Annotated in this window: 21 protein-coding genes; 7 read left to right on the top strand and 14 right to left on the bottom strand. The window is 58.2% G+C overall.

The features are described 5' to 3' along the window. Positions 1 to 30: 30 nt before the first annotated feature. Positions 31 to 636 (bottom strand): hypothetical protein, encoded by a 606-nt coding sequence (locus tag OKW98_RS05935; RefSeq protein WP_265388344.1) that lies wholly within the window; start codon positions 634 to 636, stop codon positions 31 to 33. Between the two features lie 201 nt (positions 637 to 837). Here OKW98_RS05935 and OKW98_RS05930 point away from each other — a divergent pair, with 201 nt between their 5' ends. Next, positions 838 to 1,332 carry a hypothetical protein gene (locus OKW98_RS05930; RefSeq protein ID WP_265388343.1) on the top strand — a complete coding sequence of 165 codons (495 nt, stop codon included), beginning with the start codon at positions 838 to 840 and terminating at the stop codon, positions 1,330 to 1,332. Positions 1,333 to 1,378: 46 nt separating this feature from the next. On the opposite strand, the gene OKW98_RS05925 is transcribed toward OKW98_RS05930, so the two are convergent. Continuing rightward, positions 1,379 to 1,789, bottom strand: coding sequence for a flagellar protein FlhE (locus tag OKW98_RS05925; RefSeq protein WP_265388342.1), 411 nt, complete (start codon positions 1,787 to 1,789; stop codon positions 1,379 to 1,381). A gap of 343 nt (positions 1,790 to 2,132) precedes the next feature. On the opposite strand from OKW98_RS05925, the gene OKW98_RS05920 reads away from it, so the two are divergent. Continuing rightward, entirely contained in the window at positions 2,133 to 3,299 is a 1,167-nt protein-coding gene (locus OKW98_RS05920; protein WP_265388341.1) for a glycosyltransferase family 4 protein, read from the top strand. Positions 3,300 to 3,326: 27 nt separating this feature from the next. Here the strand turns inward: OKW98_RS05920 and OKW98_RS05915 are convergent, their stop codons facing one another. The 3 genes from OKW98_RS05915 to OKW98_RS05905 form a co-directional block, all read right to left on the bottom strand. Continuing rightward, complete coding sequence (locus OKW98_RS05915) at positions 3,327 to 4,430, bottom strand: NADH:flavin oxidoreductase (RefSeq protein WP_265388340.1); 1,104 nt, start codon at positions 4,428 to 4,430, stop codon at positions 3,327 to 3,329. A 90-nt stretch (positions 4,431 to 4,520) separates the two neighbouring features. After that, positions 4,521 to 5,036, bottom strand: a complete 516-nt coding sequence (locus OKW98_RS05910; protein WP_265388339.1) for a glutathione peroxidase — start codon at positions 5,034 to 5,036, stop codon at positions 4,521 to 4,523. A gap of 114 nt (positions 5,037 to 5,150) precedes the next feature. Next, complete coding sequence (locus OKW98_RS05905; protein ID WP_265388338.1) at positions 5,151 to 5,636, bottom strand: FKBP-type peptidyl-prolyl cis-trans isomerase; 486 nt, start codon at positions 5,634 to 5,636, stop codon at positions 5,151 to 5,153. Between OKW98_RS05905 and OKW98_RS05900 the strand changes: the two genes are divergently transcribed. The 3 genes from OKW98_RS05900 (at position 5,619) to OKW98_RS05890 (ending at position 9,133) form a co-directional block, all read left to right on the top strand. Then, positions 5,619 to 5,966, top strand: coding sequence for a DUF3565 domain-containing protein (locus OKW98_RS05900; protein ID WP_322114179.1), 348 nt, complete (start codon positions 5,619 to 5,621; stop codon positions 5,964 to 5,966). The two genes, OKW98_RS05905 and OKW98_RS05900, sit on opposite strands and share 18 nt — an antisense overlap. A 94-nt stretch (positions 5,967 to 6,060) precedes the next feature. After that, positions 6,061 to 8,154 carry a phosphate acetyltransferase gene (pta, locus tag OKW98_RS05895; RefSeq protein ID WP_265388337.1) on the top strand — a complete coding sequence of 698 codons (2,094 nt, stop codon included), beginning with the start codon at positions 6,061 to 6,063 and terminating at the stop codon, positions 8,152 to 8,154. Positions 8,155 to 8,233: 79 nt separating this feature from the next. Beyond that, on the top strand, positions 8,234 to 9,133 hold the full coding sequence (locus OKW98_RS05890) for an acyltransferase (protein WP_122536158.1): 900 nt from the start codon (positions 8,234 to 8,236) through the stop codon (positions 9,131 to 9,133). 67 nt (positions 9,134 to 9,200) lie between these two features. On the opposite strand, the gene OKW98_RS05885 is transcribed toward OKW98_RS05890, so the two are convergent. Beyond that, complete coding sequence (locus tag OKW98_RS05885; RefSeq protein ID WP_265388336.1) at positions 9,201 to 9,902, bottom strand: OmpA family protein; 702 nt, start codon at positions 9,900 to 9,902, stop codon at positions 9,201 to 9,203. A gap of 424 nt (positions 9,903 to 10,326) precedes the next feature. On the opposite strand from OKW98_RS05885, the gene OKW98_RS05880 reads away from it, so the two are divergent. Beyond that, complete coding sequence (locus OKW98_RS05880; protein WP_265388335.1) at positions 10,327 to 11,526, top strand: HD-GYP domain-containing protein; 1,200 nt, start codon at positions 10,327 to 10,329, stop codon at positions 11,524 to 11,526. A gap of 33 nt (positions 11,527 to 11,559) precedes the next feature. On the opposite strand, the gene OKW98_RS05875 is transcribed toward OKW98_RS05880, so the two are convergent. From OKW98_RS05875 to OKW98_RS05850, 6 genes are all read right to left on the bottom strand, one after another. Continuing rightward, entirely contained in the window at positions 11,560 to 11,850 is a 291-nt protein-coding gene (locus tag OKW98_RS05875) for a helix-turn-helix transcriptional regulator (RefSeq protein ID WP_265388334.1), read from the bottom strand. Continuing rightward, positions 11,847 to 13,169, bottom strand: a complete 1,323-nt coding sequence (locus tag OKW98_RS05870; RefSeq protein ID WP_265388333.1) for a type II toxin-antitoxin system HipA family toxin — start codon at positions 13,167 to 13,169, stop codon at positions 11,847 to 11,849. Before OKW98_RS05870 ends, OKW98_RS05875 begins: the two co-directional genes overlap by 4 nt. Before the next feature lie 114 nt (positions 13,170 to 13,283). Beyond that, positions 13,284 to 16,046 (bottom strand): LuxR C-terminal-related transcriptional regulator, encoded by a 2,763-nt coding sequence (locus OKW98_RS05865; protein ID WP_265388332.1) that lies wholly within the window; start codon positions 16,044 to 16,046, stop codon positions 13,284 to 13,286. A gap of 365 nt (positions 16,047 to 16,411) precedes the next feature. Then, positions 16,412 to 17,776, bottom strand: coding sequence for a DUF1329 domain-containing protein (locus OKW98_RS05860; RefSeq protein WP_265388331.1), 1,365 nt, complete (start codon positions 17,774 to 17,776; stop codon positions 16,412 to 16,414). 14 nt (positions 17,777 to 17,790) lie between these two features. Further along, complete coding sequence (locus tag OKW98_RS05855) at positions 17,791 to 19,713, bottom strand: DUF1302 domain-containing protein (RefSeq protein ID WP_265388330.1); 1,923 nt, start codon at positions 19,711 to 19,713, stop codon at positions 17,791 to 17,793. Between the two features lie 364 nt (positions 19,714 to 20,077). Further along, positions 20,078 to 21,754 (bottom strand): fatty acid--CoA ligase, encoded by a 1,677-nt coding sequence (locus tag OKW98_RS05850; RefSeq protein ID WP_265388329.1) that lies wholly within the window; start codon positions 21,752 to 21,754, stop codon positions 20,078 to 20,080. 317 nt (positions 21,755 to 22,071) lie between these two features. Between OKW98_RS05850 and OKW98_RS05845 the strand changes: the two genes are divergently transcribed. Continuing rightward, on the top strand, positions 22,072 to 22,629 hold the full coding sequence (locus OKW98_RS05845; protein ID WP_108120638.1) for an RNA 2'-phosphotransferase: 558 nt from the start codon (positions 22,072 to 22,074) through the stop codon (positions 22,627 to 22,629). Here OKW98_RS05845 and OKW98_RS05840 read toward each other — a convergent pair. Then, the gene (locus tag OKW98_RS05840; protein ID WP_146175908.1) at positions 22,613 to 23,017 is read right to left on the bottom strand and encodes a hypothetical protein; all 405 of its coding nucleotides are present in this window, start codon (positions 23,015 to 23,017) and stop codon (positions 22,613 to 22,615) included. The two genes, OKW98_RS05845 and OKW98_RS05840, sit on opposite strands and share 17 nt — an antisense overlap. Positions 23,018 to 23,023: 6 nt before the next feature. Next, entirely contained in the window at positions 23,024 to 24,415 is a 1,392-nt protein-coding gene (locus OKW98_RS05835) for a DUF6861 domain-containing protein (RefSeq protein ID WP_108120637.1), read from the bottom strand. Positions 24,416 to 24,420: the final 5 nt, after the last annotated feature.

The following is a 24,420-nucleotide window of genomic DNA, read 5'->3' as shown; positions in this document are numbered from 1 at the left end:
GAAAAGGCCTCGATTGAGGCCTTTTTTGTATTACATGTTTGCTGAGCTCAGCCAGGCGTAGATCTGCACTAACAGTGCCCAATAACAGATGCCCGTCACCGCCCAGACCACATCCCCAAACGTGAAGCAGATCCTGCGACTTTCTCCGGACTTGCCATCCAAACGGTTGATGAACGATTGCACCCTCAGGGTGATCAAGAACTGGCCCAGCCCCGTAAAGGTGTAGACCCCTATGGTCGGGATGAGCCCGAACGCTGCGGATGGACTGCTACCCCAGCCCGATGCGTAACCAGTGACAATGGAAGGGGTAAACGCAAGAAGGTAGATCCCTGCTGCGTAGGCTCCCCAGTAAGGTATACCGCCTCGCCCCGCCTCTTTTAGCGCGGCATTTACTTTGCTGAACAACGATGGAATGTAGAAAAAACAGAAAACCGTGCGCAGAACCGGCCAGATCGGTTTCGCAGAATACGCTTTGTACCGCGACCAGTTTTTGTAAAACCAGTAGAGCCCGTACAGCCCGCACGTGATGAACATCATCACCGTCAGCTTGACCAGCGACACGGTATAGAACGGTGGCCCGCTCGTAGGAAAAGCCGTCAAATCGGCAGCAGGTGGCGTGTTGAATGGCTCGGACACAGTGTTTCCTCCAGAAGTGAGGCGACGCATGCTAAAGGCGGAAACACTCTTTTAATCAACCTCGGGAAAATCAGGACGATTCCTACGACGGTATTCCCCACTTCCCACAGCCTTCCTGTTTAACCATGGACATGCCCACTCCGGGCGAGGAACCGCACGCCTACCTACTCTGGTTGGCGCACCACCACTCAAGGAGCATCCATGCGTATAAACCCTGTTTCTGTGTTCGCGCATACCTCAGTAGACAGCGGCAATTCGGTTTCGAACAAGCCAAGCAATCCCCCCGCGAGCACGTTCGCGGGGGTCCTGCGAGAGGCAGCACCCAGATCCCCTGCTATTAGCGAGCAAGCTAGACTCGAAGAACGCGCGCAGGGGCGCAAACGATCGTTGGAAGTAGCGAAGGCTAATCCTGAAGAGGGCAAAAAAATAGCTCATGGGTATGCCTTTAACTATTTAGCTCACGCTTTGCTAGACGTATCGGACAGGCCCAATATCCGTTATTCCGGAACCGGAGAACTGGTAACGCCGAAGACAGAAGCTTACTTCGCTAAAATCAGCCAAGAGATGCAACGTCAGTGTGCAAACTTGTACCGACAAGAAATAAAAAAAGGCACATCTGCTGATCAGATTCTGGAAAAAATTTTTGAGTTTCACGACTCAATGCCAAAAGAATTCCAAGACATGCTTGGACTATAGAATGACTCGCACTCACTTACGGTGAGTGCGAGTATAAGCTGTTACCTCACCAATCTATCGTGAGCTTTCCCAAAAGACCGGCCACTGGCACACGTCCAGGGTCGGACAACATAAACTCGTAGTAAAAAGGCTGAAAATGCTTGAACTTAGTTGTTGAGCCTACACGTTGCCGGGAAACGTCAATGCACCTGCTAGGTCCTTGACAAAGTTGAACCTGAAGCCCGCGCGGCCATCCGTGCACATTCCAGTTCCAACTGATACTTTTGACTGATTGGCCGATGCGCAGCCCAGCGGCTGTTGGCAGATGCGCTTTATATACGCAATTTTTAGAATGCAGGGTTGGTAGCTTTACAGTAGAGGTGGAACTTCCAGCAAGAGCCTGAGGTGATAACACAGCTGCCGCAAATGCAAAGCTCGCAGCAACAGCAATACCGTTCAACCGTTTAGAGTTTTTCATACAAATACTTCCTGAAATAAAGGGACGAACATCGAACTCAAGCGTGAGTTCCGATAAACGTTTATCGATTAACAACTCACCAATAGATTTGAGAAGCTCGATCCCCTGACGTTATTCAGGAAGGGGGCGTAGTCAACAGCAAAACTTGTAATAAAGAGCAACTAGGAAATATCCTACTTACCTATCAGACTAATAATCCATCTTAGAAATACCGCTTAGCATTATTTCCCTTATTTCCCTTATTTCCCTTATTTCCACTTCATTCCTACCAACACTCCTAGCAGTCACAAATCCATCACCCAACCGCCACACAAGCGCAATGACCCGCTCAGAAACTGATGTCATGAGTAAATCCCTGCGTATTACCCTGATCACCGAAACGTATGCACCGGAAATAAACGGCGTGGCCAATACGCTCAGCCGTTTATGCGACGGTCTGCGCCTGCGGGGGCATCGGGTTGAGGTGATTCGGCCACGGCAAAGCGAGGACGAGCTGCGCGCGGCTGGCGAGGATTTGATGCTGTGCCGTGGCTGGCCGATTCCGGGGTATCCCGGTTTGCAGTGGGGGCAGTCGTCGATGCACAAACTGCTGCGCCGCTGGCAGCGCAATCGCCCTGACGTTTTGTATATCGCCACGGAAGGACCGTTGGGGTTGTCGGCGCTGCGTGCGGCGCGGCGACTGGGGATTGCCATCGTCAGCGGGTTTCACACCAACTTTCAACACTACACGCGGCAGTACGGGCTGAGCTTCGTCACTCGCCTGCTGACGACTTACCTGCGCTGGTTTCATAACCGCTCCAACGCCACCCTCGTGCCCAGCGTCACGCAGAAAACCGAACTTGAGCGCCGAGGCTTCGAGCGGTTGGAATTGCTGTCGCGGGGCGTTGACTGCCAGTTGTTTCACCCGTCAAAGCGTTCGAGTGCGCTGCGTGAAAGTTGGGGCCTCGAACCGGGCGATACGGCGGTCCTGCATGTCGGACGGCTGGCCGCCGAGAAAAACCTGGGGCTGCTGAAAACCACCTTTGACGGGCTGGTCAGCACCTACCCCGAGAAAAACTTGCGGCTGGTGATTGTCGGCGATGGACCGGTCCGGCCGACGCTGCAGCGTCAGCTGCCTAACGCCATCTTCTGCGGCACCCAGCGCGGGGATGCACTGGCCGCTCACTATGCGTCGAGTGACTTGTTTCTGTTTCCGAGCCTGACGGAAACCTTCGGCAACGTGGTGCTGGAAGCGTTGGCATCAGGCTTGGGCGTGGTCGCGTACGACGAAGCGGCAGCGGCCCAACATATCCGCCACGGCCATAACGGCGCGGTGGCGATGCCCGGGGATGAGGATGGCTTCATTGATGCCGCAAGGTGGATGCTGGAAGACGACGAAACCTTGCGCCGGGTCAGGCTGAATGCCAGGCAGCACGCGAGTCGCCAGGGATGGGCCGGGATTATCGACTCATTCGAGACCTACCTGCGGGCCGCGAGCGAAACGCAGGATGGGGTTGTTATAGGGGTCTAGTCACTCATCAAGACCAGAACCGGACCGTCACTCCAACCGCCCCAAGGCTTCACGGCTGAACGGCAAAATGTCGTGCTCGCGGCCTTCCTTCACTTTCATCGCCCAGTCCGGGTCGACCAGCAACGCGCGGCCTACCGCGACCAGATCGAACTCCTCGTCACCCAGACGCTTGAGCAGGTTTTCCAGGCTCGCGGGCTGGGCGACTTTGTCGGTGTTGACCATGAACTGCAGAAACTCGCCGTCAAGTCCGACGCTGCCTACGGTGATGGTCGGTTTACCGGTGAGTTTGCGCGTCCAACCGGCCAGGTTCAGGTCGGAGCCTTCGAACTCGGGCTCCCAGAAACGCCGCGTTGAACAGTGGAAAATGTCGACGCCCGCGTCGGACAGCGGCTGGAGGAACGCGCCGAGTTCCTCCACCGTTTGCACCAGCCGTGCGCTGTAATCCTGCTGCTTCCACTGCGAGTAACGAAAGATGATCGGGTAATCCGGACCTACTGCTGCTCGCACGGCCTGAATCAGTTCGATGGCGAAGCGTGAGCGGTGTGCGAGGTCGCCGCCGTATTCGTCGGTACGCTGATTGGTGCCTTCCCAGAAAAACTGATCGACCAGATAGCCATGGGCGCCATGGATTTCGACGCCGTCCATGCCGATGGCCTTGGCGTCCTTCGCCGCCTGGGCGAACGCCGCGATCACCTCGTCGATGTCTTGCTTGCTCATGCCATGAACGACAACGTTGCCGTCCTTGAGCTTCTCGGTCGGCCCATAGGCCGGCACCGTGCCATCCGGCTCAGTGCCCAGACGGCGCACAGCGCCCACGTGCCAGAGTTGCGGCACAATCTTGCCGCCTGCCTGATGAACCGCTTCCACCACCTTGCGCCAGCCGTCCAGCGCCGCTTCGCCGAAGAACTGCGGCACGTTGGGGTAGCCATTCGAAGCCTTATGCCCGACCGTCGTGCCTTCGGTAATGATCAAGCCCACGCCCGCGGACGCGCGACGACGGTAATACTCGATGACGTTGGCATTCGGTACGCCGCCGGGTGAAAACGACCGGGTCATCGGTGCCATGACGATGCGCGTCGGCAACTCGAGGCTGCCCATATGGAAGGGTTTGAACAAGGCTTGAACAGGCATGCGGGCGTCCTCGGCATTCTGGAAATATGATGAAGGTCATACAGAATGGGCCGAAGCACAGGGGATACGAAGCACTATTGACTGGAGTGATTAAGGCTCAGAAGAGAGACGCTGAAGGGCGATACCAGGGAGTGCCTTTTCGATCGCGCTTACCACCTTGGCGTCATCCGGGGCAGTGCTCGGGGAGAAGCGCGCCAGGACACGGCCATCCTTACCAACAAGAAACTTCTCGAAGTTCCAGGTGATGTCGCCAGGAAACTCGGCGCCTTCGCCCGCGAGCATCTGATAAAGCCGATGGCGGTGAGGTCCGTTGACTTCCAGCTTGTCGCCCAGCGGAAAGGTCACGCCATAGTTCAGCGAGCAGAACGTCTGAATTTCTCCCTGGGTACCAGGTTCCTGACCGGCGAACTGATTGCACGGCAACCCGAGGACGCTGAAGCCCTGGTCTTTGTACTTCTGATACAGGGTTTCCAGCGCAGCGTATTGCGGCGTGAGGCCACACTTGGACGCGACGTTGACCACCAGAACCACTTTGCCCTTGAGCGGGGCGAGGGGCAGCTCCTGGCCATCCAGAGCCTTCAACTTCAGCTCGTGAAATACACTCATGACAACTCCCCTAGAAACCCTTGGCCGAAAAAGGCGCCCTGTCAGACCGCAAAAACAAACGTTTTCACAAGACCGCGAGGACGCCTGGCCAGCTCACTCAGCTTAGCAGGACAATCAGTGCTGATGACCACCTTCGCCGTGCACGTGACCGTGGGCCATTTCTTCTTCGCTCGCATCACGGATGGCAACGATCTTCACCTCGAAGTTCAATCGTTGACCGGCCAGCGGGTGGTTACCGTCGACAGTCACGTCGTCGCCGTCCAGATCGCGTATGGTCACGATCTGCATCTGGCCGTCCGGCGCCGAAGCGTGGAACTGCATGCCGACTTCCAGCTCGTCTACGCCTTCGAACATGCTGCGATTGAGGGTGCTGACCAGCTCGGCGGAGTATTCGCCGTACGCATCTTCAGGCTCGATGGCCACTTTCAGTTCGTCGCCGACTTCCTTGCCATCCAGCGCCTTTTCCAGACCCGGGATGATATTGCCTGCGCCTTGCAGGTAAACCAGCGGCGCGCCGCCGGCAGAACTGTCGATGACCTCACCAGCGTCATTGGTCAGGGTATAGTCGATGGAGACAGCCTTATTGGCGGCGATCGGCATGGGGCGAGACCTTTTGCAAATAGATATGAGCGGCCAAGTCTAACCAAGCACTCGCGCGAAAGCGAACGCAACTCAGACGGACGGCCCCGATTGGAATCCCCGAAAGCCCCCTCCCCCCGCTCTATCATTACCGGCTTCGTTCAGGACCCGGACGGTCACTGGGTGGTAATGCTCTCCTGCGGCCACACCCAGCATCTGCGCCACGACCCGCCCTGGCAATCCCGCGCCTGGGTGCTCGATCCGGTGCAGCGCCAGGCAACAATCGGCCAGTCCTTTCACTGCGGCTGGTGCGCGTCGGGGTCAGATAACGATAACCTTGGGCCCCGTTGAGACGCTGCGACTGAACAGCGTCCTGGTTTATCCGGTCCGATGGCTGAATTCATAGCGCCATGACCCTTGCACTGCTCATTTTCGAGAAGCCCGCATGCAGACTTTCTTTATCGCGCCCACAGATTTCGGTGTGGGCCTGACGTCCATCAGCCTGGGGCTGGTGCGCACTCTGGAGCGCGCCGGGCTCAAGGTCGGTTTTTTCAAGCCGATCGCCCAGCCTCATCCCGGGGATCTGGGCCCGGAACGCTCGACTGAGCTGATCGCCCGCACCCACGGCCTCAAGCCGCCCAAACCGTTGGGGTTGGCCCACGTCGAACGCATGCTCGGCGAAGGCCAGCTGGACGAGCTGCTGGAAGAAATCATCAATTTGTATCAAGAGGCATCGATTGGCCGCGACGTGCTGATCGTGGAAGGCATGGTCCCGACACGCAGCGCCAGCTACGCCGCGCGGGTCAACCTGCACATGGCCAAGGCGCTGGATGCGGAAGTCATTCTCGTATCGGCCCCGGAGAACGAAGTGCTGACCGAGCTTTCCGGCCGCGTCGAGCTGCAGGCGCAGATGTTCGGCGGCCCGAAAGACCCGAAAGTGCTCGGCGTGATCCTCAACAAAGTGCGCACCGACGAGAGCATGGAAGCCTTCTCGGCGCGGCTCAAGGAACACTCGCCGCTGTTGCGCAGCGGTGATTTCCGCCTGCTCGGCTGCATCCCGTTTCAGGCTGACCTGAACGCCCCGCGCACCCGCGACGTCGCCGATCTGCTCGGTGCGCAAGTGATCAACGCTGGCGATTACGAGCAGCGGCGGATGTCGAAGATCATCATCTGCGCCCGCACAGTGCTCAACACGCTGCAACTGCTCAAGCCGGGCGTGCTGGTGGTCACCCCGGGGGATCGTGACGACATCATTCTGGCCGTGAGCCTGGCGACCCTGAACGGCGTGCCGTTGGCCGGCCTGTTGCTGACCAGCGACACATTGCCCGACCCGCGCATCATGGACCTGTGCCGAGGCGCGCTGCAGGCCGGGTTGCCGGTGCTGTCGGTGAGCACCGGTTCGTACGACACCGCGACGCAGCTCAATCAGTTGAACAAGGAAATCCCCATCGATGACCGCGAGCGCGCGGAGATCATCACCGATTTCGTCGCCAGCCATCTGGATGCCAACTGGCTGCATCAGCGCTGCGGCACCCCGCGCGAGATGCGCCTGTCGCCCGCAGTGTTTCGTTATCAACTGATCCAGCGCGCCCAGGCGGCAAACAAACGCATCGTGTTACCCGAAGGCGCCGAGCCGTTGACCGTGCAAGCGGCGGCGATTTGTCAGGCCCGGGGAATTGCCCGCTGCGTGCTGCTGGCCAAGCCCGAGGAAGTGAACGCCGTGGCGCGAGCCCATGGCATCGAACTGCCTCAGGGGCTGGAGATTCTCGATCCGGATCAGATCCGCGAGCGCTATGTCGGGCCGATGGTTGATCTGCGCCGCAGCAAAAACCTCAACGCGCCGATGGCCGAGCAGCAACTGGAGGATCCGGTGGTGATCGGCACCATGATGCTGGCCCTCGACGAAGTGGACGGGCTGGTATCGGGCGTCATTCATTCGACCGCCAATACCATTCGGCCCGCACTGCAGCTGATCAAGACGGCGCCGGGCTGCACCCTCGTTTCATCGGTGTTTTTCATGCTGTTTCCAGAGCAGGTGCTGGTGTACGGCGACTGCATCATGAACCCGCACCCGACCGCCACCGAGCTGGCGGAGATCGCCGTGCAGAGCGCGGATTCGGCCGTGGCGTTTGGCCTGTCACCGCGGGTGGCGATGATCAGCTACTCCAGCGGCAATTCGGCCAGTGGCGAGGAAGTGGAAAAGGTCCGCGAAGCCACGCAACTGGCGCGCGAGACCCAGCGCGGTCTGTTGATCGACGGGCCACTGCAATACGATGCCGCCGCCAACGAGCACGTCGCCCGGCAACTGGCGCCGGACAGCCCGGTGGCAGGTCGCGCCAATGTGTTCGTGTTCCCGGATCTGAACACGGGCAACACGACCTACAAAGCGGTGCAGCGCAGTGCGGACTGCGTGAGCCTCGGCCCGATGCTGCAAGGCCTGCGCAAGCCGGTCAATGATCTGCCGCGCGGCGCTCAGGTCGACGACATCGTCTATACCATTGCACTGACGGCGATTCAGGCGGCCACCTTGCCGCAGTAACATTGCGCTGCAATATCGCTTGCCCACAATAACCCCGCCGGAACCCACCGGCGGCTGACTGACCCGGAGTTCGATTCACATGGATTTCCTGCCCGCCCCTTTGCGCGGCGTCATCGCCTCGTTGCTGTTGGCGCTCAACACGATTCTCTGCTGCACGCCGCTGTTCGTCGTTGCCATCTTCAAGTTGTGCCTGCCCTTCCCGGCCGCGCAAAAGGTGACCGACTGGCTGATGAGCCATATCCACGAAGCGTGGATCAGCAACAACAACGCCTGGATGGATTTGCTCGGTCACACCCGCTGGCACCTGAGCGGGCTGGAAAGCCTGGACTATCAGCACTCGTACCTGGTGACGAGCAATCACCAGAGCTGGGTCGACATCATGGTGCTGCAGTACGTGCTGAACCGGCGCATCCGACCGCTCAAGTTCTTCCTCAAGCAGGAGCTGATCTGGGTGCCGGTGATTGGCCTCGCCTGGTGGGCGCTGGGCTTTCCGTTCATGAAGCGCTACAGCAAGGCGTATCTGGCCAAGCACCCGGAAAAGAAAGGCAAGGACCTGGCCACCACCCGCCGCACCTGTGCGAAGTTTCGCAACAACCCGGTGGGCATTTTCAACTTCGTCGAAGGCACGCGCTTCACTGAAGCCAAGCATGCACAGCAGAACTCACCGTTCCGCTATCTGTTGAAACCCAAGGCAGGCGGCATCGCTTTTGTGCTGGACGCCATGGGCGAGCAACTGGAGTCCATCGTCAACGTGACCATTCATTACCCGGCCGGTCGGCCAGGGTATTGGGACTTGCTCTGCGGGAACGTTCGCGAAGTGGTCGCGCATTTCGAAGAAGTGCAGATCCCGCCGCAGTTCATTGGCAAAAGCTACGATCAGGACGATGCCTACCGCCTGGAGTTTCAGCAGTGGATCAACCGGCTGTGGGAAGACAAAGACGCGCTGCTCGCGCAGATGCATGAACGCTATCCAGGCTAAATGCCCGTAGGTCCAAACGCAAAAACCCCGGCTCAATGGCCGGGGGTTTTGGTTTCACGTCGCGCTATTACTGCTGCTGTTGGTATTGCTGGCCAGGAATCGGCTTGAGGTTGACCTCAACGCGGCGGTTCTGGGCGCGGCCGTTGACGTCGGCGTTGCTGGCGATCGGCGAATCAGGACCGGCACCACGTACCGACAGGTGGGCGGCATCAACCCCTTGGGAGGTCAGGTAAGTCGCCACGCTTTGGGCGCGCTGCTGCGACAGGTCCATGTTGTGCTGGCGGCTGCCGGTGCTGTCGGTGTAGCCGATGATTTCAATCATGTTCTGGTTGTACTGCTTCAGCGAACCGGCCAGGTTGTTCAGCGGCGAGTAGAAGCTGCTGGCAATGGCCGAGGAGTCGGTGGCGAACGTGATGTTGCCCGGCATCACCAGCTTGATGTTATCGCCTTCGCGTTGAACCTGAACGCCGGTGTTGGCCATGCTGGCGCGCAGAGCGGCCTCCTGCTTGTCGGCGTAGTAACCGTAACCGGCCGAGGCAGCACCCGCCACAGCAGCGCCGATCAGGGCACCTTTGCCACGGTTGTTGTGATCGATGGCAGCGCCGGCGACGGCGCCGGCCAGCGCACCCAGGCCGCCGTACTTGGCGGTCTTGCTCATGCCGCCCGAGTTCTGCGCCTGTCCCTGATTGTCGTATGGATTCTGCGTCGCGCAGCCGGAAAGCACTGTCAGTGCGGTGGCAGCAATGATCAAACGGCGAAAGGTCAACATCAAGGAGAGCTCCTGTTTTGCTTTTCTACGGCCACACATAAAGGCCGACGATTTGGGCGATTAGAGCACGGTCCCCGTCAAAAATTCCTTAACGCGGGCTGAACCGCCTGCGCACGGCCAAAGGCAGGATTTCTTGAATAAAAAAAGCAAATATTTATGTGCGTTTTGAACATGCTGTTCATCGTATTTATCCGTCGAGAAATGCGTCGGACAACGCGGATAACGTATGCAACCTTATGAATAAGATAGGTATTTAGTAGGCAGCAGGGTAATTCCCACAACATTTTAGGGAGTTTAATTTCCCCAACACTTTCCTATACTGGCTATGCGCAAGTACAGGGAAGCGCAGTGATGAAGCAGACAACAAAGATCGCATTCACTTTCAGGCAAGGCAGCGCTGTATTGACGCGCAAGAGCTGACTCTATGCTAAGAAAAATACCCGTTTCCGAACTCACGCTGGGCATGTATATCCACGAGTTCTGCCGCCCGCGGATTAATGATCCGTTCTGGACCGCGCACGTCGAACGCGAACTTATCGACGACGCCGTACTGCGGCACATTCAGGGGTCGACCCGTGAAGTCTGGATCGATACCCGTCTTGGCAAAAGCCCTGCCGACAGCACGCCAGCCGAACAGACTTCCCCCGAGTGCCCCGACCCCGCCGAAACCGCGCCTTGCAGCCTTGAGCAGGAACTGGCCCGTGCGCGTCTGATTTGTGGGCGCGCGAAAGCGCTAGTGATGACCATGTTCAGCGATGCCCGGATGGGCCGGGCGATGAACACCGAAGACGTCGATCTGTTGGTCGAAGAAATTTCCACGTCCGTGATGCGCCATCCCCACGCGCTCATTAGCTTGTCGCGTCTGAAGACAACCGATGAATACACCTACATGCATTCGGTGGCGGTGTGCGCATTGATGGTCGCGCTCGCGCGGCAGATGGATATGGATGAGGACCAGGTGCGTGAAGCCGGCGTTGCCGGCCTGATGCATGACGTCGGCAAAATGATGATCGACTCGGCCATTCTCAATAAGCCCGATCGCCTGACCTACGAAGAGTACGAAGTCATGAAGCACCATCCGCAGGCCGGTCTGGAAATCCTCCAGGGCTGCGAGCGGGTGACACGACTGGTGATGGACGTGTGCCTGCATCATCACGAAAAGGTCGATGGAAGCGGTTATCCAGACGGATTGAAAGACGAAGAGATCAGTCTGCTGGCGAAAATGGGCGCTATTTGCGATGTCTATGACGCGGTGACTTCGGACCGGCCCTACAAGAAAGGCTGGGACGCCGCACATTCGGTTCGCGAGATGGCGTCCTGGAAAGGCCACTTCGACGCGAAGGTGTTTCAGCACTTCGTCAAGACCGTCGGCATTTACCCCGTCGGCGCGTTGGTCCGCCTGAAAAGCGAGCGCCTGGGGGTGGTGGTCGAACAGGATGAAAAATCCCTGCTGCACCCGAAAGTGAAAGTCTTTCTGTCCACCCGGACCCGGATGCCCTTCGAGCCGCACGTCATCAACCTCGCCAGCCCTTCGGTACAAGACGGCATCCTGAAATTCGAACTGGCGGAAGACTGGGGCCTTCTGGACGTGGCCAGCATGTGGGCCGGTCAGCCTGCCGCTTGAACCTGCTGTCGAGCTGACCGGCGCTATTGAGCCTCAGAGACTGGTCGCCGCCGGCATGCGTCGCAACGGAATAATGCCCACCTGCATACCGAAGGGTCTGAACACCGCATTGAGTGTCTGCACCGTCGGATTACCCTCGTCCTGCTCGATCTGGCGCAGCGTGCGCAGCGAGATTTTGCACATGCTCGCGAACTGCTCCTGGCGCAATCCTGTGATTTCGGTCCGCAGCCGCTTGACCGCAACGCCCATTGAAACGGTCCCGTCCAGCAACTGATTCCGAAGCTCGTCGAGGATGATGCCGCGCTGGCGTATTTCGTCGCTCATAGCAGGCCCCATTCCTTGAGCGTCGTATCCAGTCGCCCCAGCCTGATGCGCGGATGACTGAAGGTTTTTTGCGGCAAGCCCATTTCATTCAACAAATCAGGCAATGCCCGCAGACGCTTGGCATCAGTTTTGAGGCTTTCAAACAATTCCTCGGGGTCGGCCCAGGCGGATAACGCTCGGCAGGCTTCTCGCCAGTCCACCTCACCGGCACGCTCGATGGGATCAGGCCATTTGGTGGTACGGGTCACGCCTTCATCGTCCATGACCATGGGCGCCAGGTCGTAAATCGGCGCCAGCGAGAGTCGCTGTTCGTCCCGCAGGATCGACGTATTGCGCCCATGATTGTCGCTGTTTCCCAGAATCTGATTGATCAGGTCGCGGCGTACGTACTCGGCAACCAGTTGAGGAATGTCCCCCTGCTGAGCATTCGCCGACCAGGCATTGGCCAGTGCAGCGACCGCCTGCACGTGCGTCATGTACGCGCCAGGGCGGGTGATGTTGGCGAGCGAGTACACCGACTCGACAGCCAGGCGGCGCACGCCACGCTCATCGACACTTCGGTCGAAGCGCTTCATCCACAGGCTGGGCTTGCGGGCCTCTTCAAGGCTCATGCCGTCACAGGGAACGGTGTTTTCACCGACGCGTTCAAGGGCCTGGTAATAGCAAAACTCGCTCCTGAGAATGGTGCGATCGGTCTCGTCGCCTTTGTTGCGAGAGAATTTCACGAACCAGTGTTGACGGACTTCGCTGTCGGCGAGCGTTGCATCAGGGTGCATGAGCCCCTGCGCGTCCTCGGCCAGCAATAGCTTCGGCGCCTCGCCGCCCGCTCCCGTCGCGCCCCCCACTGCGGCGCCTTGTTCATAAGCGTATTCGAGAAAGCGGCTGTCTCGGGCGACCACCTCACTCCGATCAAAACCGAGGCTGCCGGCCCTGGGTAATGCTTCGAACGATTCCTTGATGCGCAGATGCCCGACGGGCGCCGGGGTACAGCGCTGCAAGAGCACCAGATCGGCCGGGGTGTTCTCACCCTCCGGCAATGCCAGACGCGCGAGTAAGAACCGCCGCGCCGCTCCGGCCGGAACGATGTCGTGCAAAAACGCTGGCAGTCCAGCCGTCCTGAACAAATCCCAACCCAGTGGGACTCGAGCGCTAACGGATGGCGTGGTCGGACGTTCGAGGGCCTCCAGGTGGTCGATCAGAAATGCTTGCTCATAAGCAAAGGTGCACGGGCTGCTCTGCCCTGCTTCCGGCTTCTCGATGTCGAAACGCATCGCATCGTGCCATCGTCCCGACAGGTAAAGTTGGAGGGTCAGCTGCATGGAATGCTGCTCGGCAATTTAATGCCTAAACCTTAAGGCTGAAGCGCCGAAAAGGCAATTAAATGCCTAAAATGAGTGTTCTTTGAAAGAAATCGGTATTTAAGTGCCGATCAATCAGCCCAGTAATCCCAGTTCTTGCGCCCGAGCAACGGCTTGGGTCCGTCGCTCGACGCCCAATTTGCCGTTGATGTGGCTGGCGTGGGTTTTGACGGTGTGCAGGGAAATGAACAAGCGCTCGCTGATCTCCTGATTGGAGCAACCTTGCGCGATCAACTGCAGCACGCTGAGTTCGCGGGCGCTGAGGTGGTCGCCGCCGTTGCAGGCGGGCAGCTCGCTGATGACGCGCAGGCAAGGTAATCCCTGACCGGACGCAGCTTCCGGAAGTTGCTGAAGCAGGTAATCGACCAGCCGGCAGGAGGGGCGTTTGTGCAGTTGCTCGCGCAGCCAGTCGGGATGACCACGGATCAGGCGCTGAAACGGTAAAACGGCACCACCCGTGGCGAGCAGAAGGCTCTGTTGAAAAAGCTCATCGGCCTCAGGCCCGCGTGATGTGTCGAGCAACAACAGGATGTGCTGACTCAGCGCATTGAGGCCGAGCAGTCCTGCGCCGATCCGCTGGGCATACGCCACCAGACCGTGCAGCCGCGCCATCGCCTCTTCGGTACGGCCCTGAATGTGGTCAAGGACCGCTCGCAGGGTTTCGATCTGCTGAGGCAGTTGCGGCGAGCATTCGGGGGCGGCGGCGGGTTGGTTGCCGCCGTAGGTCTGCCCCAGTCGAAGCAGCCAGGCGTCGGCCAGGTCGATGCGGCCCTGGGCCAGCCACAGTTCGCATTTGGCGAGGGTGATCATTGCCAGGTAATACACCGGCGGCACGTCCCAGATGTGCATCAGCCGCTCGGCCTCGGCCAGTTCGGCGAAGGCTTCGGCGTAGCGCCCTTCGCGTCCTTCCATTCCGGCAATCACGCAGTGGCCGATCAGTACGCTGATGTCACGGCAGGCGCGCGCCTCGGCCAGCCCGGCATTCAAGCGTTCGCGCCCTGCCTCCGGTTGAAGGAACTGCACCAGCAAATACCCTTCGTACAGCGTCAGCCGCGCGCGCACCGCGTACAGCTTTTGTGAAGACAGGCCATTCAAACGCCGCAAGCCCTGGCGCACTTCCTCCATCGAGCGAAGGGTCTCGCCACGGGCCTGCAACGTGCGCGCGCGGTCGTAGTGCGCCAGCGCTTCAAACAACGGGTTGGCCACCCGCTGCGCCAGCTCCAGTGCATCACGGTTCAGCGCCCGGGCGCGCCATAAATCACCATCCGTGATGGCCAGATTCGCCAGCGTCGACAGGCACAGCAAACGCTGGCCATAACGTTTGAGCGGCAGACTGACCAACGCTTCGCTGCAATAACGCCGGGCCGTTTCACTGTCGCCGCGGCCTCGGGCGATGATTCCGCTCAGCGCCAGCCACTGCGCCAGCATCGAGTTTTGCGCGGTCGCGGAAGGGGCCGGCAGAAATCGACTGAGGTGATTGCCCAGCTCCTCGGCCGCGTCCAGCTGACACGCCAGGCCCAGGGCCCAGGCGTACAGCACGATCAAACGCGGCGTGCTGACCAACAGGCTGTCAGGCAAGTCCATTTTCCAGCGCAGCAGCATGCCGACGTTTTGCTCGGCGAGCAGTTGTTCTTCGGACAGGTTCTGCACCAGATTGGCCGCCACATCCAGATGCCCCGCACGCAACGCCTGTTCAATGGCTTCGTCGAGCAAGCCCTGGTCGCTAAACCAGCGGCAGGCATTCAGATGCACGCGCCTTTGTTGCGGCGTGACGCTGGGTCCGGCACGCGCCCGCAGCAGGTCAGAGAACAAGTGGTGATAGCGAAACCAGCGACCGTGCTCATCCAGCGGGACGAGAAACACCTGATGTGCTTGCAGGTACCCAAGCATTTCGTCGCTGTCGTGGCTGTCGCGCGCGGCATTGCACAGGGCGCCGCTAAAGCGCTCCAGACAGGCGGTTTCATAGAGAAAGGCCTGAACGTCGGCTGGCAGGCAATCGATGACCTCTTCGAGCAGGTAATCACGGATCAGCCCTTCCCCGCCGTTGAGCCCCTGGGTCAGCGCGTTACTGCCCGCTTCGTTGGCCGCGAGCAGCCAGAATCGCAAGCCGGCCACCCAGCCCTCGCTGCGTTGCAGCAAGGCGTGCAGTGCTTCATCGCTCAATCCATTGCGCTGTGGATCCAGCACTGCCAGCGACTCGTCGTCAGTCAGCCGCAGATCCTGCTCGGACAATTCCAGCAATTGACGGGACAGACGCAGCCGCGCGAGGTGCCAGTTTGGCCGCTGGCGGCTGGTGACCATGATGTTAATGCCCGCAGGCAGATGATTGAGCAGAAATTGCAGGCAGCGATCCAGCACGGGGCCCTGCACCAGGTGATAGTCGTCGAGCACCAGCAACAGCGGCTTGCTCAACATCAGGTGCATCGCCAGCTCGTCCAGCAAACCGTCCAGCCACTCTTCGAAGGCGAACGGCTGGTGACGCTGACGCATTTTCAGAAGGCCGAGGGCCTGGCCGCCAAGTTGAGGAAAGAACTGCTGGAGACCGCAGAGAAGACGTTCGAGAAACCGGCCCGGGTCGCTGTCCCGGTGGCTCAGCCCCAGCCAGAGGTTCTGCCACTGCTCGGGCAAGCTCTCGCAGAACTCCACCGCCAGTGAGCTTTTTCCGAAACCGGCCGGCGCGCTGATCAACAGAAGGCGCCCGGAAAGACCCGCACTCAGCCGCTCGCACAATCGAGGTCTCGATACATAACCTTCAGGCAGTGGCGGACGGAAGAAACGGCCTTCCAACGCAGTGACGGCGTGATTTGCGAATCCTTGCAAACGCGACAGATCAGTCATGGCCGGCTCTTGTTGGAGTGCTTGTTGTTCGGCGTTCAGATGTCGGGAGACTAGCGGCTATGTGTAGCCTTTTGGACATTGTTAGACGAAAGACTGTAAGAAAACATATCCAATCAACAGGGCGAATGTTGGTTTATATGTCTGGGGAGGTACATGTTTGCTCGTCAGCCGACGTTTAATCGGCGCTGCGCGCTGAGCCTGAAGCGCGGCCGCAGCGTTGAATCCAGACGAAAAAAAACACCCCGACCACTCGGGGTGTTTCCTTTCTGCGCCATGGGGTTCAGCCATAGGGTGCAACAGGGGAGGACTTCAGTGCGCTGTAGCTGTGATCAACGTTGCACGCTCTCCGCTTATCCGTTCAGCCGTTAGCGCACACCTTCCTGGCGCAGCGCGTTGGGCTGGAAGTCGCTGACGGTGGCGGTAAAGCCGAAGTCATAGGCTTTTTTCTCTTCGTTCTTCATGCCCAGCGCCAGGTAGCGGCCTGATTGCAGGTCGTACAGCGCTTCCAGGGCGTACCACGGCACTTGTTTGTCGTAGTAGTTTTCGGCGTGGGCTTCAGCCACGCGCCACAGTTGACCACGACCGTCGTAGTGATCGATGACCGCTGCCTGCCAGGTGTCTTCGTCGATGAAGAAGTCACGTTTGGCGTAGATGTGGCGCTGGCCTTCTTTCAGCGTGGCGGTCACGTGCCAGACGCGACGCAGTTCATAGCGCGCCAGGTCCTGATTGATGTGGCCGGCCTTGATGATGTCGGCGTATTTCAACTTCGGATCGTCGAGCTTGTAGCTGTCGGACGCGATGTACATCTCCTGCTTGCCGATCAGCTTCCAGTCGTAGCGGTCCGGCGCGCCGTTGAACATGTCGAGGTTGTCGGAGGTGCGCAGGCCGTCGGCGGCGGTGCCCGGCCCGTCATAGGACACTTGCGGCGCACGGCGTACACGACGCTGACCCGCGTTATATACCCATGCCGCACGCGGCTCTTTGACCTGATCGAGGGTTTCGTGCACCAGCAGCACTGAACCTGCGAGACGCGCCGGCGCCGTCACTTCCTGTTTGAAGTAGAACAGGATGTTGCCCGGATTCTTCGGATCGAAATCCTTCATCTTGTCGCGGAAGACGAACTCGTCGTGGAAATACACCGGGTTGAACGAGCCGTTGGTTTGCGGCGTCGCCTGGGTAACCAGACGCGAGACGCTGCCGCCGCGATAACGGGTGATGTGGTTCCAGATCACCTCCAGGCCGTCTTTCGGAATCGGGAAAGGCACTGCGGTTTCGAAATTCTCCAGGCCGTTGCCGCCGCCCACCAGTTTGGTGTTAGTGGCGTTTTTCTTGATGGCGGCGAACACGTCAGCGGGCACAGTGGCGCCACGGTGGGACGGGTAAACCGGCATCTTGAAGGTGTCCGGGTAACGCTTGAACATCGCGTACTGGCCCGGGGCAAGTTTGTCCTTGTACTGATCCACGTTCTGCGCAGTGATGGTGAACTGCGGTTTTTCGTTGGCGTACGGGTTGGCCAGGAAACCTTTGTCGTCCACGGCGCCGGCATTGGTGGGCATCGGGCTCCAGGCCGGAATGGTGTTGGCCGCGTTGCCGGCTTTTTCCGCGCCCATCGGCGTCAGCGTGGTGCCCAGCTTGGCGGCGTCGGCGTCGGACACCGCAGCCATCACGCTGGTCGCCAACAACGACAGCCCCAACACGCCCACCTGCAACAGACCCTTCGTGATTTTCATTTTCATTATTGTCCTTAGAAGTTCATGCCGAAGCTGAGGGCTACGAAGTCGCGGTCGTCCACGGTGGTGTACTTGCCGTCGAAGAAGTTGGTGTAGGAAAGGTTGGCGGTGTAGGTGTTCTGGTACTCGGCGTCGAGGCCCAGACTCACGGCCTTGCGACCTTCCTCGAAATTGCCGCCAGGGCCCGGCGAGTAGCCGTCGACGTCGTGGGACCAGGCCACGCTCGGCCGCAGGTTCACACCGGCGAACACGTTGTTGTAATCCCAGATGGCGCGCGCGCGATAACCCCAGGAATCGGCGGTGGTGAAGCCATCGTTTTCACAGTAACGGCTGAGGTTGTTCTGTGCCGCAGTGCCCAGGGTGCTGGCGTTGAGGGTCTGGCATTGACCATTCGGGAGCGGGCCAGGGCCGTAGCTCGGGTCGCGGCCATAACGCAGTTTCGATGTGCTTTCCAGACCGCCGACGTGGGTCCAGCCCACCTCACCTACTACGGTCAGACGTTCGGCGCCCATCACCTGGTCGAAGAAGTGCGTGAAGGTGGTCTGCGCCTGGCTGATTTCCTTGCGGCGATAGCCTTTCTGGTCCTGGCCAGGCGCGCCCTGCAGCAGCGACACGTTCGAGTTCAGCGGCGACAGGCCGGAATACAGAATGTCGGTGGTGTTCAACTGCACCGGTGCGTTCGGGCGATAGCTGACTTCGCCGCTCCACGCCGTGCCGGTGGGCAAGGTGGTAGAGAAGCTCAGGCCGAACAGGTGAATGTCTTCCGGGTATTCGACGTAGTAGCTGGAGTTGCCGGCGACCACGACGGGCAACAGTGTCGGTGCAAGGGCCGCCGCAACGCCCCGGGGAACGCCATTGCTCGCCAGCCCGCCAACCAGACCTGCTGCACTGTAGGCGCTTGCCGGCCCGCCCTTGCCGCTGAAGATCGGCAGACGGCTGTGGTAATTCATGTAATAGGCGCCGAACTCGGTGTCCAGCGGCTCGAAGTTGTAGTGCATGGCCAAGCCATACTGGCCGCTATCGCGGGCATCGCGATCAGGGCCGCGGGCAACCACGGCGCCCTCGTCAGGATTTCCGAAGCTCACGCCGCGGGCCGCCAGTGTTGCTTGAACAGGGGCACGCAACGCGGCAGGCAGGGCCGCATTGAGGCTGTTGCGGGTACGCAGTACGGCCAGGTTGCTGTTGCAACCGTCCGCGATCACGTCCGGTTGCGAGAAGAAGGTGCCGCAGTTGTCGACGACGGTCTGGTCCCATTCCAGCTGGTAAAAGCCTTCTGCCGACAGGTTTTCGGTCAGGCTTTGCGACAGGTAGAACATGTTGACCGGAATCAGGCCTTCCTTGATTTCCGAGCCAGGGCGACGGAACGCGGACACGTCGACCGGGTTGATGCTGTTGATGCCGCCCTGGATGAAGGTACTTTCACCCCAACTGACGACTTGTTTGCCCAGACGCACCGAACCCGGCTCGTCGGCAATGGAATAGTTGTGATAGACGAATGCATCGAGCAGCTCGAAACCTGAGGATTTGGCAGCTTCCTTGCGGCCGGAATCGCTGATGTCCTTGAAGTCGCGGCCTTCGTCCTTGAGCTCGAAGTCGTACCAGTACTTGCCCCGCAGGAACACACCGGTGTCGCCGTACTTCAGCTCCAGATCGTGAATACCCTTGAAGATCTTCGAAAACGTTTCGCCGCTTTTGAAGTTCAAGTGACCGTCGTCGGAGGTTTGCGAAAGACCGTGACCGCCGTTGTTGGAGCCGATCAGGTTCTTGTTGGCATTCTGGGTGGACCAGCTCGCCCCCACAGAGAGCGACGAGTCGAAGTTGCCTTCGATTTCCCCGATATTGAAACTGACGCCGAATGCAGGACCGGCGAGCGTAGAAGCGAGGCTGACGGCCAGGGGCAATTTAGCCCGGCGCCAGAACTGGTTAGCTGATGTCATCGACGCTACTCCATGTGCTTTTATTTTTATGGCAGTGGGTGCTTCCAGAAACGACTCAGGCGGACGGGCCGCAGTGCCTGGGTGTCAACGCCGATCGGGCAGCCAATCAACTGCGAAACGATCGATGCGCTTTTCTCCGGTACCAACCTACTGCCGACTATAGCCAGCAGGTGCTGCTGCTTGATCCCTCTAAAGTGTGATTTGCAGCGTCAACGCCTCGGGCACACCGATGCCCGAGTGGCAGATCACAATGCAGGGGGAGCATGGCTGAAAAAAGAGAATTGGCAAGGAAGACGCCGGGTTAGAGCCTTCGCGGCACATTCTCAGGGTAATTAACCGATGAAAGCGGCCGCGAAGAAAAGCGTCATAGCGTGGAGAGGAAAGCGCTGTTACTGCCTTGCCATTCGAGGATGTTCTGGCGGATCTGCTTCTTGTCGAGCTTGCCAACACTGGTCTTGGGAATTTCGGTAACAAGGGCGATCTGGCTTGGAATGGCCCACTTGTTAATGTGCCCCTGCTCCACAAACGGCTTGAGATGTTCCTTCAGGGTCTTTGCATCAAGGACGTGCCCCTCGCGAGCCACCAGCAACGCAAACGGTCGCTCGCCCCATTGAGGATCGGCGATGCCCACCACGGCGACTTCGCGCACACCGGGATGACGACTGCAGAGATCCTCCAGTTGCAGCGAAGACACCCATTCACCGCCGGTCTTGATGACGTCTTTGATGCGGTCGCGAATGTCGATCCCGCCCATGCTGTCCAGCGTCGCCACGTCGCCGGTGTGCAGCCAGCCGCCGGCCCACAGTTCTGCGCCCTTCTCCGGCTCGCGGTAATAACCTTCACTCAGCCACGGCGCGCGCAGTACCAGCTCGCCCTGGGTCTCTCCGTCGGAAGGCAGGAAATTGCCCTCACCGTCGACAATCGCCGCCTCAACCAGCACGCCCGGCGCGCCCGCCTTGATCCGGTACGTGATGCGTTCGTCTTCACTGGCGGCCATCAGGTCGTCGTTCAGGTGCGCAACGGACACCAACGGCCCGGTCTCGGACATGCCGTAGGCCGCAGACAGCTGAATGCCCTTGGCCTTGGCCGCTTCGTACAGCGAACGATTCAGCGAGCTGCCGCCGATGATGATGTGCCAGCCCGTGAAGTCCATGTTCTGGGCCGCTTTGGCGTTGAGGACCATTTGCATGATGGTGGGCACGCAGTGGGAAAACGTGACCTTTTCTTTTTGCCAGAGCTCCACGAGTAATTCGGGATCGTAGCGGCCGGGATAGACCTGTTTCGCGCCGAGCATGGTCGCGGCATACGGCACCCCCCACGCATGCACGTGGAACATCGGCGTGATGGGCATGTAAACCTTGTCGCCGCCGAGAATGCCTTCGACACTGCCCATGATCGTCGCGACGGCCAGGGTGTGAAGGACCAGTTGCCGATGGGTGAAATACACGCCCTTGGGATTGCCCGTCGTGCCGGTGGTGTAGAACGTGGTCGCCACCGAATTCTCGTCGAAATCCTCGAACTGATAGTGCGGGCTCGCGGCGGCCAGCAACGCTTCGTATTCGCCGACAAGATTGGGCAGGTCGGCGGTAGCGCCATCGGTGTCGGTCAGTAACAGTGTTTTTTCGACCGTCGTCAGTTGCCCGGCGATGGCGTTGTAGAGGGGCACGAATTCGCTGTTGACCAGCACGAGTTTGTCTTCGGCGTGGTTCATGGTGAACAGGATCTGCTCGGGCGAAAGCCGGACGTTTATCGTGTGGATCACCGCGCCAATCATCGGGATGGCGAACATGCATTCCAGGTAACGATGGCTGTCCCAATCCATGACCGCCACGGTGTCACCCGCCCTCACGCCCGCCGCCGTCAGCGCACCGGCCAGCCGGCAGATGCGCTCGTTGAGCATCTGATACGAGTAGCGCGAATGGTCCCGGTAAACGATTTCACGGGTTTTTTCGTAGCGCACGCCGGACAGCAGCAGTCGCTTGATCAACAGAGGGTACTGGTACGCCCCTTCGGCGGGCGGAATCACGCGGGTGTGCAGCATAGGAATCCCTTTTCACGGTGCAGGTGCGGGCTTGTAAATATGCACTTTAGGGCCTTGGCGCGTCGATCGGATCAGCCGAAGGGATGAATCGTTGGTCTGAGACTCCTGAAAATACCAACTTGGCCTAGGAAATTCTGGACCGATATAAAGAATTTTTTCGATGTAGCCGAGATCATAAGAAAGGTGTCATTGGAATACTTGACCGCCCAAGAATGTTACAACGTTGCTAAATGACGATGCGACAGAGGTCAGGATTGATTTTCTTCGGGTGAAGCTTTAGCTTTCACGCTCAGTATTGGCCATTATGAGAGATAGGTGTGGACAAAAAATTGCTTGACGAAACCAGCAAGTTTTTAAGTTATGTCTTAAGGCATGAGCCAGAAGCCATCGGCTTGGAGCTGGATTCAGATGGATGGGCCGATATCGATGCGCTAATCCTGTGCGCCTCGAGAGATAATCGCGTTATTGACCGAGACCTGTTGGAAAAGGTGGTTAACGAAAGCGAGAAGAAAAGATTTATTATTTCAGAAAGCCGACAACTTATCCGAGCCGCGCAAGGTCATTCAACTCGCACAGTAAATCTTCAACACAAGCAGATAATACCGCCCACACTCCTCTACCATGGTACGGCCGCCAGATTCTTGGAATCAATCTATGAGAAAGGACTCAGTCCGGGAGTACGTCATCATGTGCACCTGTCGGAAAGCCCAGAAACTGCACATTCCGTAGGGCTTCGCTATGGCAAGCCAGTTGTCCTGAAAATTGAAGCCCTTCGAATGCATGAAATGGGCTTCAAGTTTTATAAGGCCGAAAACGCAGTGTGGCTAATCGATGAAGTCCCTGCGGAGTGGCTTCCTCTCAAGACTGGTCTATAACTTCGAATGACTGCGCTACAATGTGAAGTGCTGCCCCTTCAGATTGAAGATACAACCGAAAGTGCCTAAAATTGGCCGAGCTAGACATTTTATTAGCGATATCCACGATTTCTGAGCTTTTATACTCAACCAAGCAACTCAGCAACGATAAATCCCTGTCGTCAGGGCAACTAAAAAAGCTATGACCCGGGAACGGAGTCTTTACAAAATAGCTAGGCCAGAAAAATCGAAGGCTTTTCTTTACCCGTGTAGGCGCAGGAAGCTCCGGATCGTAATATATATCGAGTGTAAGATAGTTCTCAGCATAAGACATTGAAAAATCATCTTCACCATCTGAAGGTAGAAAGGTATCAAGATCTAAAAGCTTTTGGGGTTGAGATAGTTTCATTAATTATTACCTTCTTGCATTAAGTACGGAGCCGCCGTAATTCTTTCTAAGCTGCTCTTTGACAAGCTCATCGAAAGTTGTATTCTCAAAAGCTACAACACCTGTTTTATTAGCCCCATACCACTGACTCTTGGGTATACCAGCATTTATAAGCGCTGTTGAGCTTCGGGTATTTGCTATGACATTGTGCCCATCAACAACAACGTAATCAAGAGGTACTTGCCTAGGGGTTATGGCGCCAGTCTCCAAGGCACTCGTGAGATCGGACACTGTATTTATAGGCTGCCCTGCAGCCATAGAATAAATATTTTGTCCGTCTTTGCTAAACGCCTTGGTCGGCTTAGACATTTTTTGTGCGAACACACTGTCTTCCAATACACCTAAAACTGGATTTCCTTTAGGAGGTGGTTCGTCGTCTTTTTTATCATTTTTTGGTTTTTCTGGCTGTATCGGGGCGCTAGTTTCTTGATCTTTTTTAGTAATTTCTGGCCTTTCTGGCTGCTTTTTAAGCTGGGCTTCAAGTTCTTGTTTAGCCAATGGTATCTGCTCGCGTACTCGCAATTCAGGAAGTGCCAACAAGCCTTGTTCATTCCGAGCTAACCAACCAGCAATCTCTTTGTTAGTCATGTCTGCTTGAAGCTTTGCGCTACGCGCGGCAATGCTGTCCAGGCTGCTCACGGCTCCAGCCTTAATCTGTCCTCTAGAGATATAAGTAACAATGGCTGTCAGCAACAGCATTACCAACTGCTCCTGACCTCTGGCAAGCTTCCTCGCTGCTGCGTCTATACGCTCGTCAACTATCCATGCGGACGCGCCTGTAGGGTCAAGTCCGGCAGGTCTGACGCCATCTTCAGCATTCCATGCGGTAACGATGCCCTCATAAATGCTTGCGAGACAAGGAGGTAGCCCCTGGTAGAAATAATCGGCGATGGCTGAAAGCCCCATCCCCAACAGAATCAAGTTGCCAACTTGCGCGCCTATGCCCCCACCCACCACAGCTCCCGGTAACGCACCCGCTCCAAACGCTAGCGATCCAGCCGCCCCACCGGCAACGGCCCCTACAGCTACGCTGCCGCCCATGATCATGGCGACCTCTTTAACCAATTGCAGCAACGTGGGCAGGATATCGGCGATGTTGATGGATGCCCATTTGCGCGTCAGATCTAATTGGATAATGGGATAGGACTTGGCCATCGCCGACCTGACCGATTCGATGCGGTTTCCCCCTACACTGCCGTAGGCCAGAGTGGCCTCGGTGCTCACGCGTCGAGCGAAGCCATTCCAACTGCCGAGTGTGCTTTCCCAGCCCTGATCTAACGACTGGTTTAAATTACCGAACTTTTCTTCAAGATTACGCGCTATATCATCCCAACTGGGAACATCGGTTAGAAAATTCATTTAAT

It is taken from the genome of Pseudomonas sp. KU26590 (genome assembly GCF_026153515.1).
Lineage (GTDB): Bacteria > Pseudomonadota > Gammaproteobacteria > Pseudomonadales > Pseudomonadaceae > Aquipseudomonas.
The sequence above is the reverse complement of the archived record's forward strand: the minus strand, read 5'-3'. Positions and strand labels throughout refer to the sequence as shown.

Coding starts and splice junctions, on each gene's coding strand:
- OKW98_RS05910 (WP_265388339.1), bottom strand. CDS start 5,036: ATGAGTGTATTTCACGAGCTGAAGTTGAAGGCTCTGGATGGCCAGGAG.
- OKW98_RS05915 (WP_265388340.1), bottom strand. CDS start 4,430: ATGCCTGTTCAAGCCTTGTTCAAACCCTTCCATATGGGCAGCCTCGAG.
- OKW98_RS05920 (WP_265388341.1), top strand. CDS start 2,133: ATGAGTAAATCCCTGCGTATTACCCTGATCACCGAAACGTATGCACCG.
- OKW98_RS05840 (WP_146175908.1), bottom strand. CDS start 23,017: ATGAAACTATCTCAACCCCAAAAGCTTTTAGATCTTGATACCTTTCTA.
- OKW98_RS05885 (WP_265388336.1), bottom strand. CDS start 9,902: ATGTTGACCTTTCGCCGTTTGATCATTGCTGCCACCGCACTGACAGTG.
- OKW98_RS05865 (WP_265388332.1), bottom strand. CDS start 16,046: ATGACTGATCTGTCGCGTTTGCAAGGATTCGCAAATCACGCCGTCACT.
- OKW98_RS05850 (WP_265388329.1), bottom strand. CDS start 21,754: ATGCTGCACACCCGCGTGATTCCGCCCGCCGAAGGGGCGTACCAGTAC.
- OKW98_RS05925 (WP_265388342.1), bottom strand. CDS start 1,789: ATGAAAAACTCTAAACGGTTGAACGGTATTGCTGTTGCTGCGAGCTTT.
- OKW98_RS05905 (WP_265388338.1), bottom strand. CDS start 5,636: ATGCCGATCGCCGCCAATAAGGCTGTCTCCATCGACTATACCCTGACC.
- OKW98_RS05855 (WP_265388330.1), bottom strand. CDS start 19,713: ATGACATCAGCTAACCAGTTCTGGCGCCGGGCTAAATTGCCCCTGGCC.
- OKW98_RS05875 (WP_265388334.1), bottom strand. CDS start 11,850: ATGAGCGACGAAATACGCCAGCGCGGCATCATCCTCGACGAGCTTCGG.
- OKW98_RS05890 (WP_122536158.1), top strand. CDS start 8,234: ATGGATTTCCTGCCCGCCCCTTTGCGCGGCGTCATCGCCTCGTTGCTG.
- OKW98_RS05930 (WP_265388343.1), top strand. CDS start 838: ATGCGTATAAACCCTGTTTCTGTGTTCGCGCATACCTCAGTAGACAGC.
- OKW98_RS05860 (WP_265388331.1), bottom strand. CDS start 17,776: ATGAAAATCACGAAGGGTCTGTTGCAGGTGGGCGTGTTGGGGCTGTCG.
- OKW98_RS05870 (WP_265388333.1), bottom strand. CDS start 13,169: ATGCAGCTGACCCTCCAACTTTACCTGTCGGGACGATGGCACGATGCG.
- OKW98_RS05880 (WP_265388335.1), top strand. CDS start 10,327: ATGCTAAGAAAAATACCCGTTTCCGAACTCACGCTGGGCATGTATATC.
- OKW98_RS05835 (WP_108120637.1), bottom strand. CDS start 24,415: ATGAATTTTCTAACCGATGTTCCCAGTTGGGATGATATAGCGCGTAAT.
- pta (WP_265388337.1), top strand. CDS start 6,061: ATGCAGACTTTCTTTATCGCGCCCACAGATTTCGGTGTGGGCCTGACG.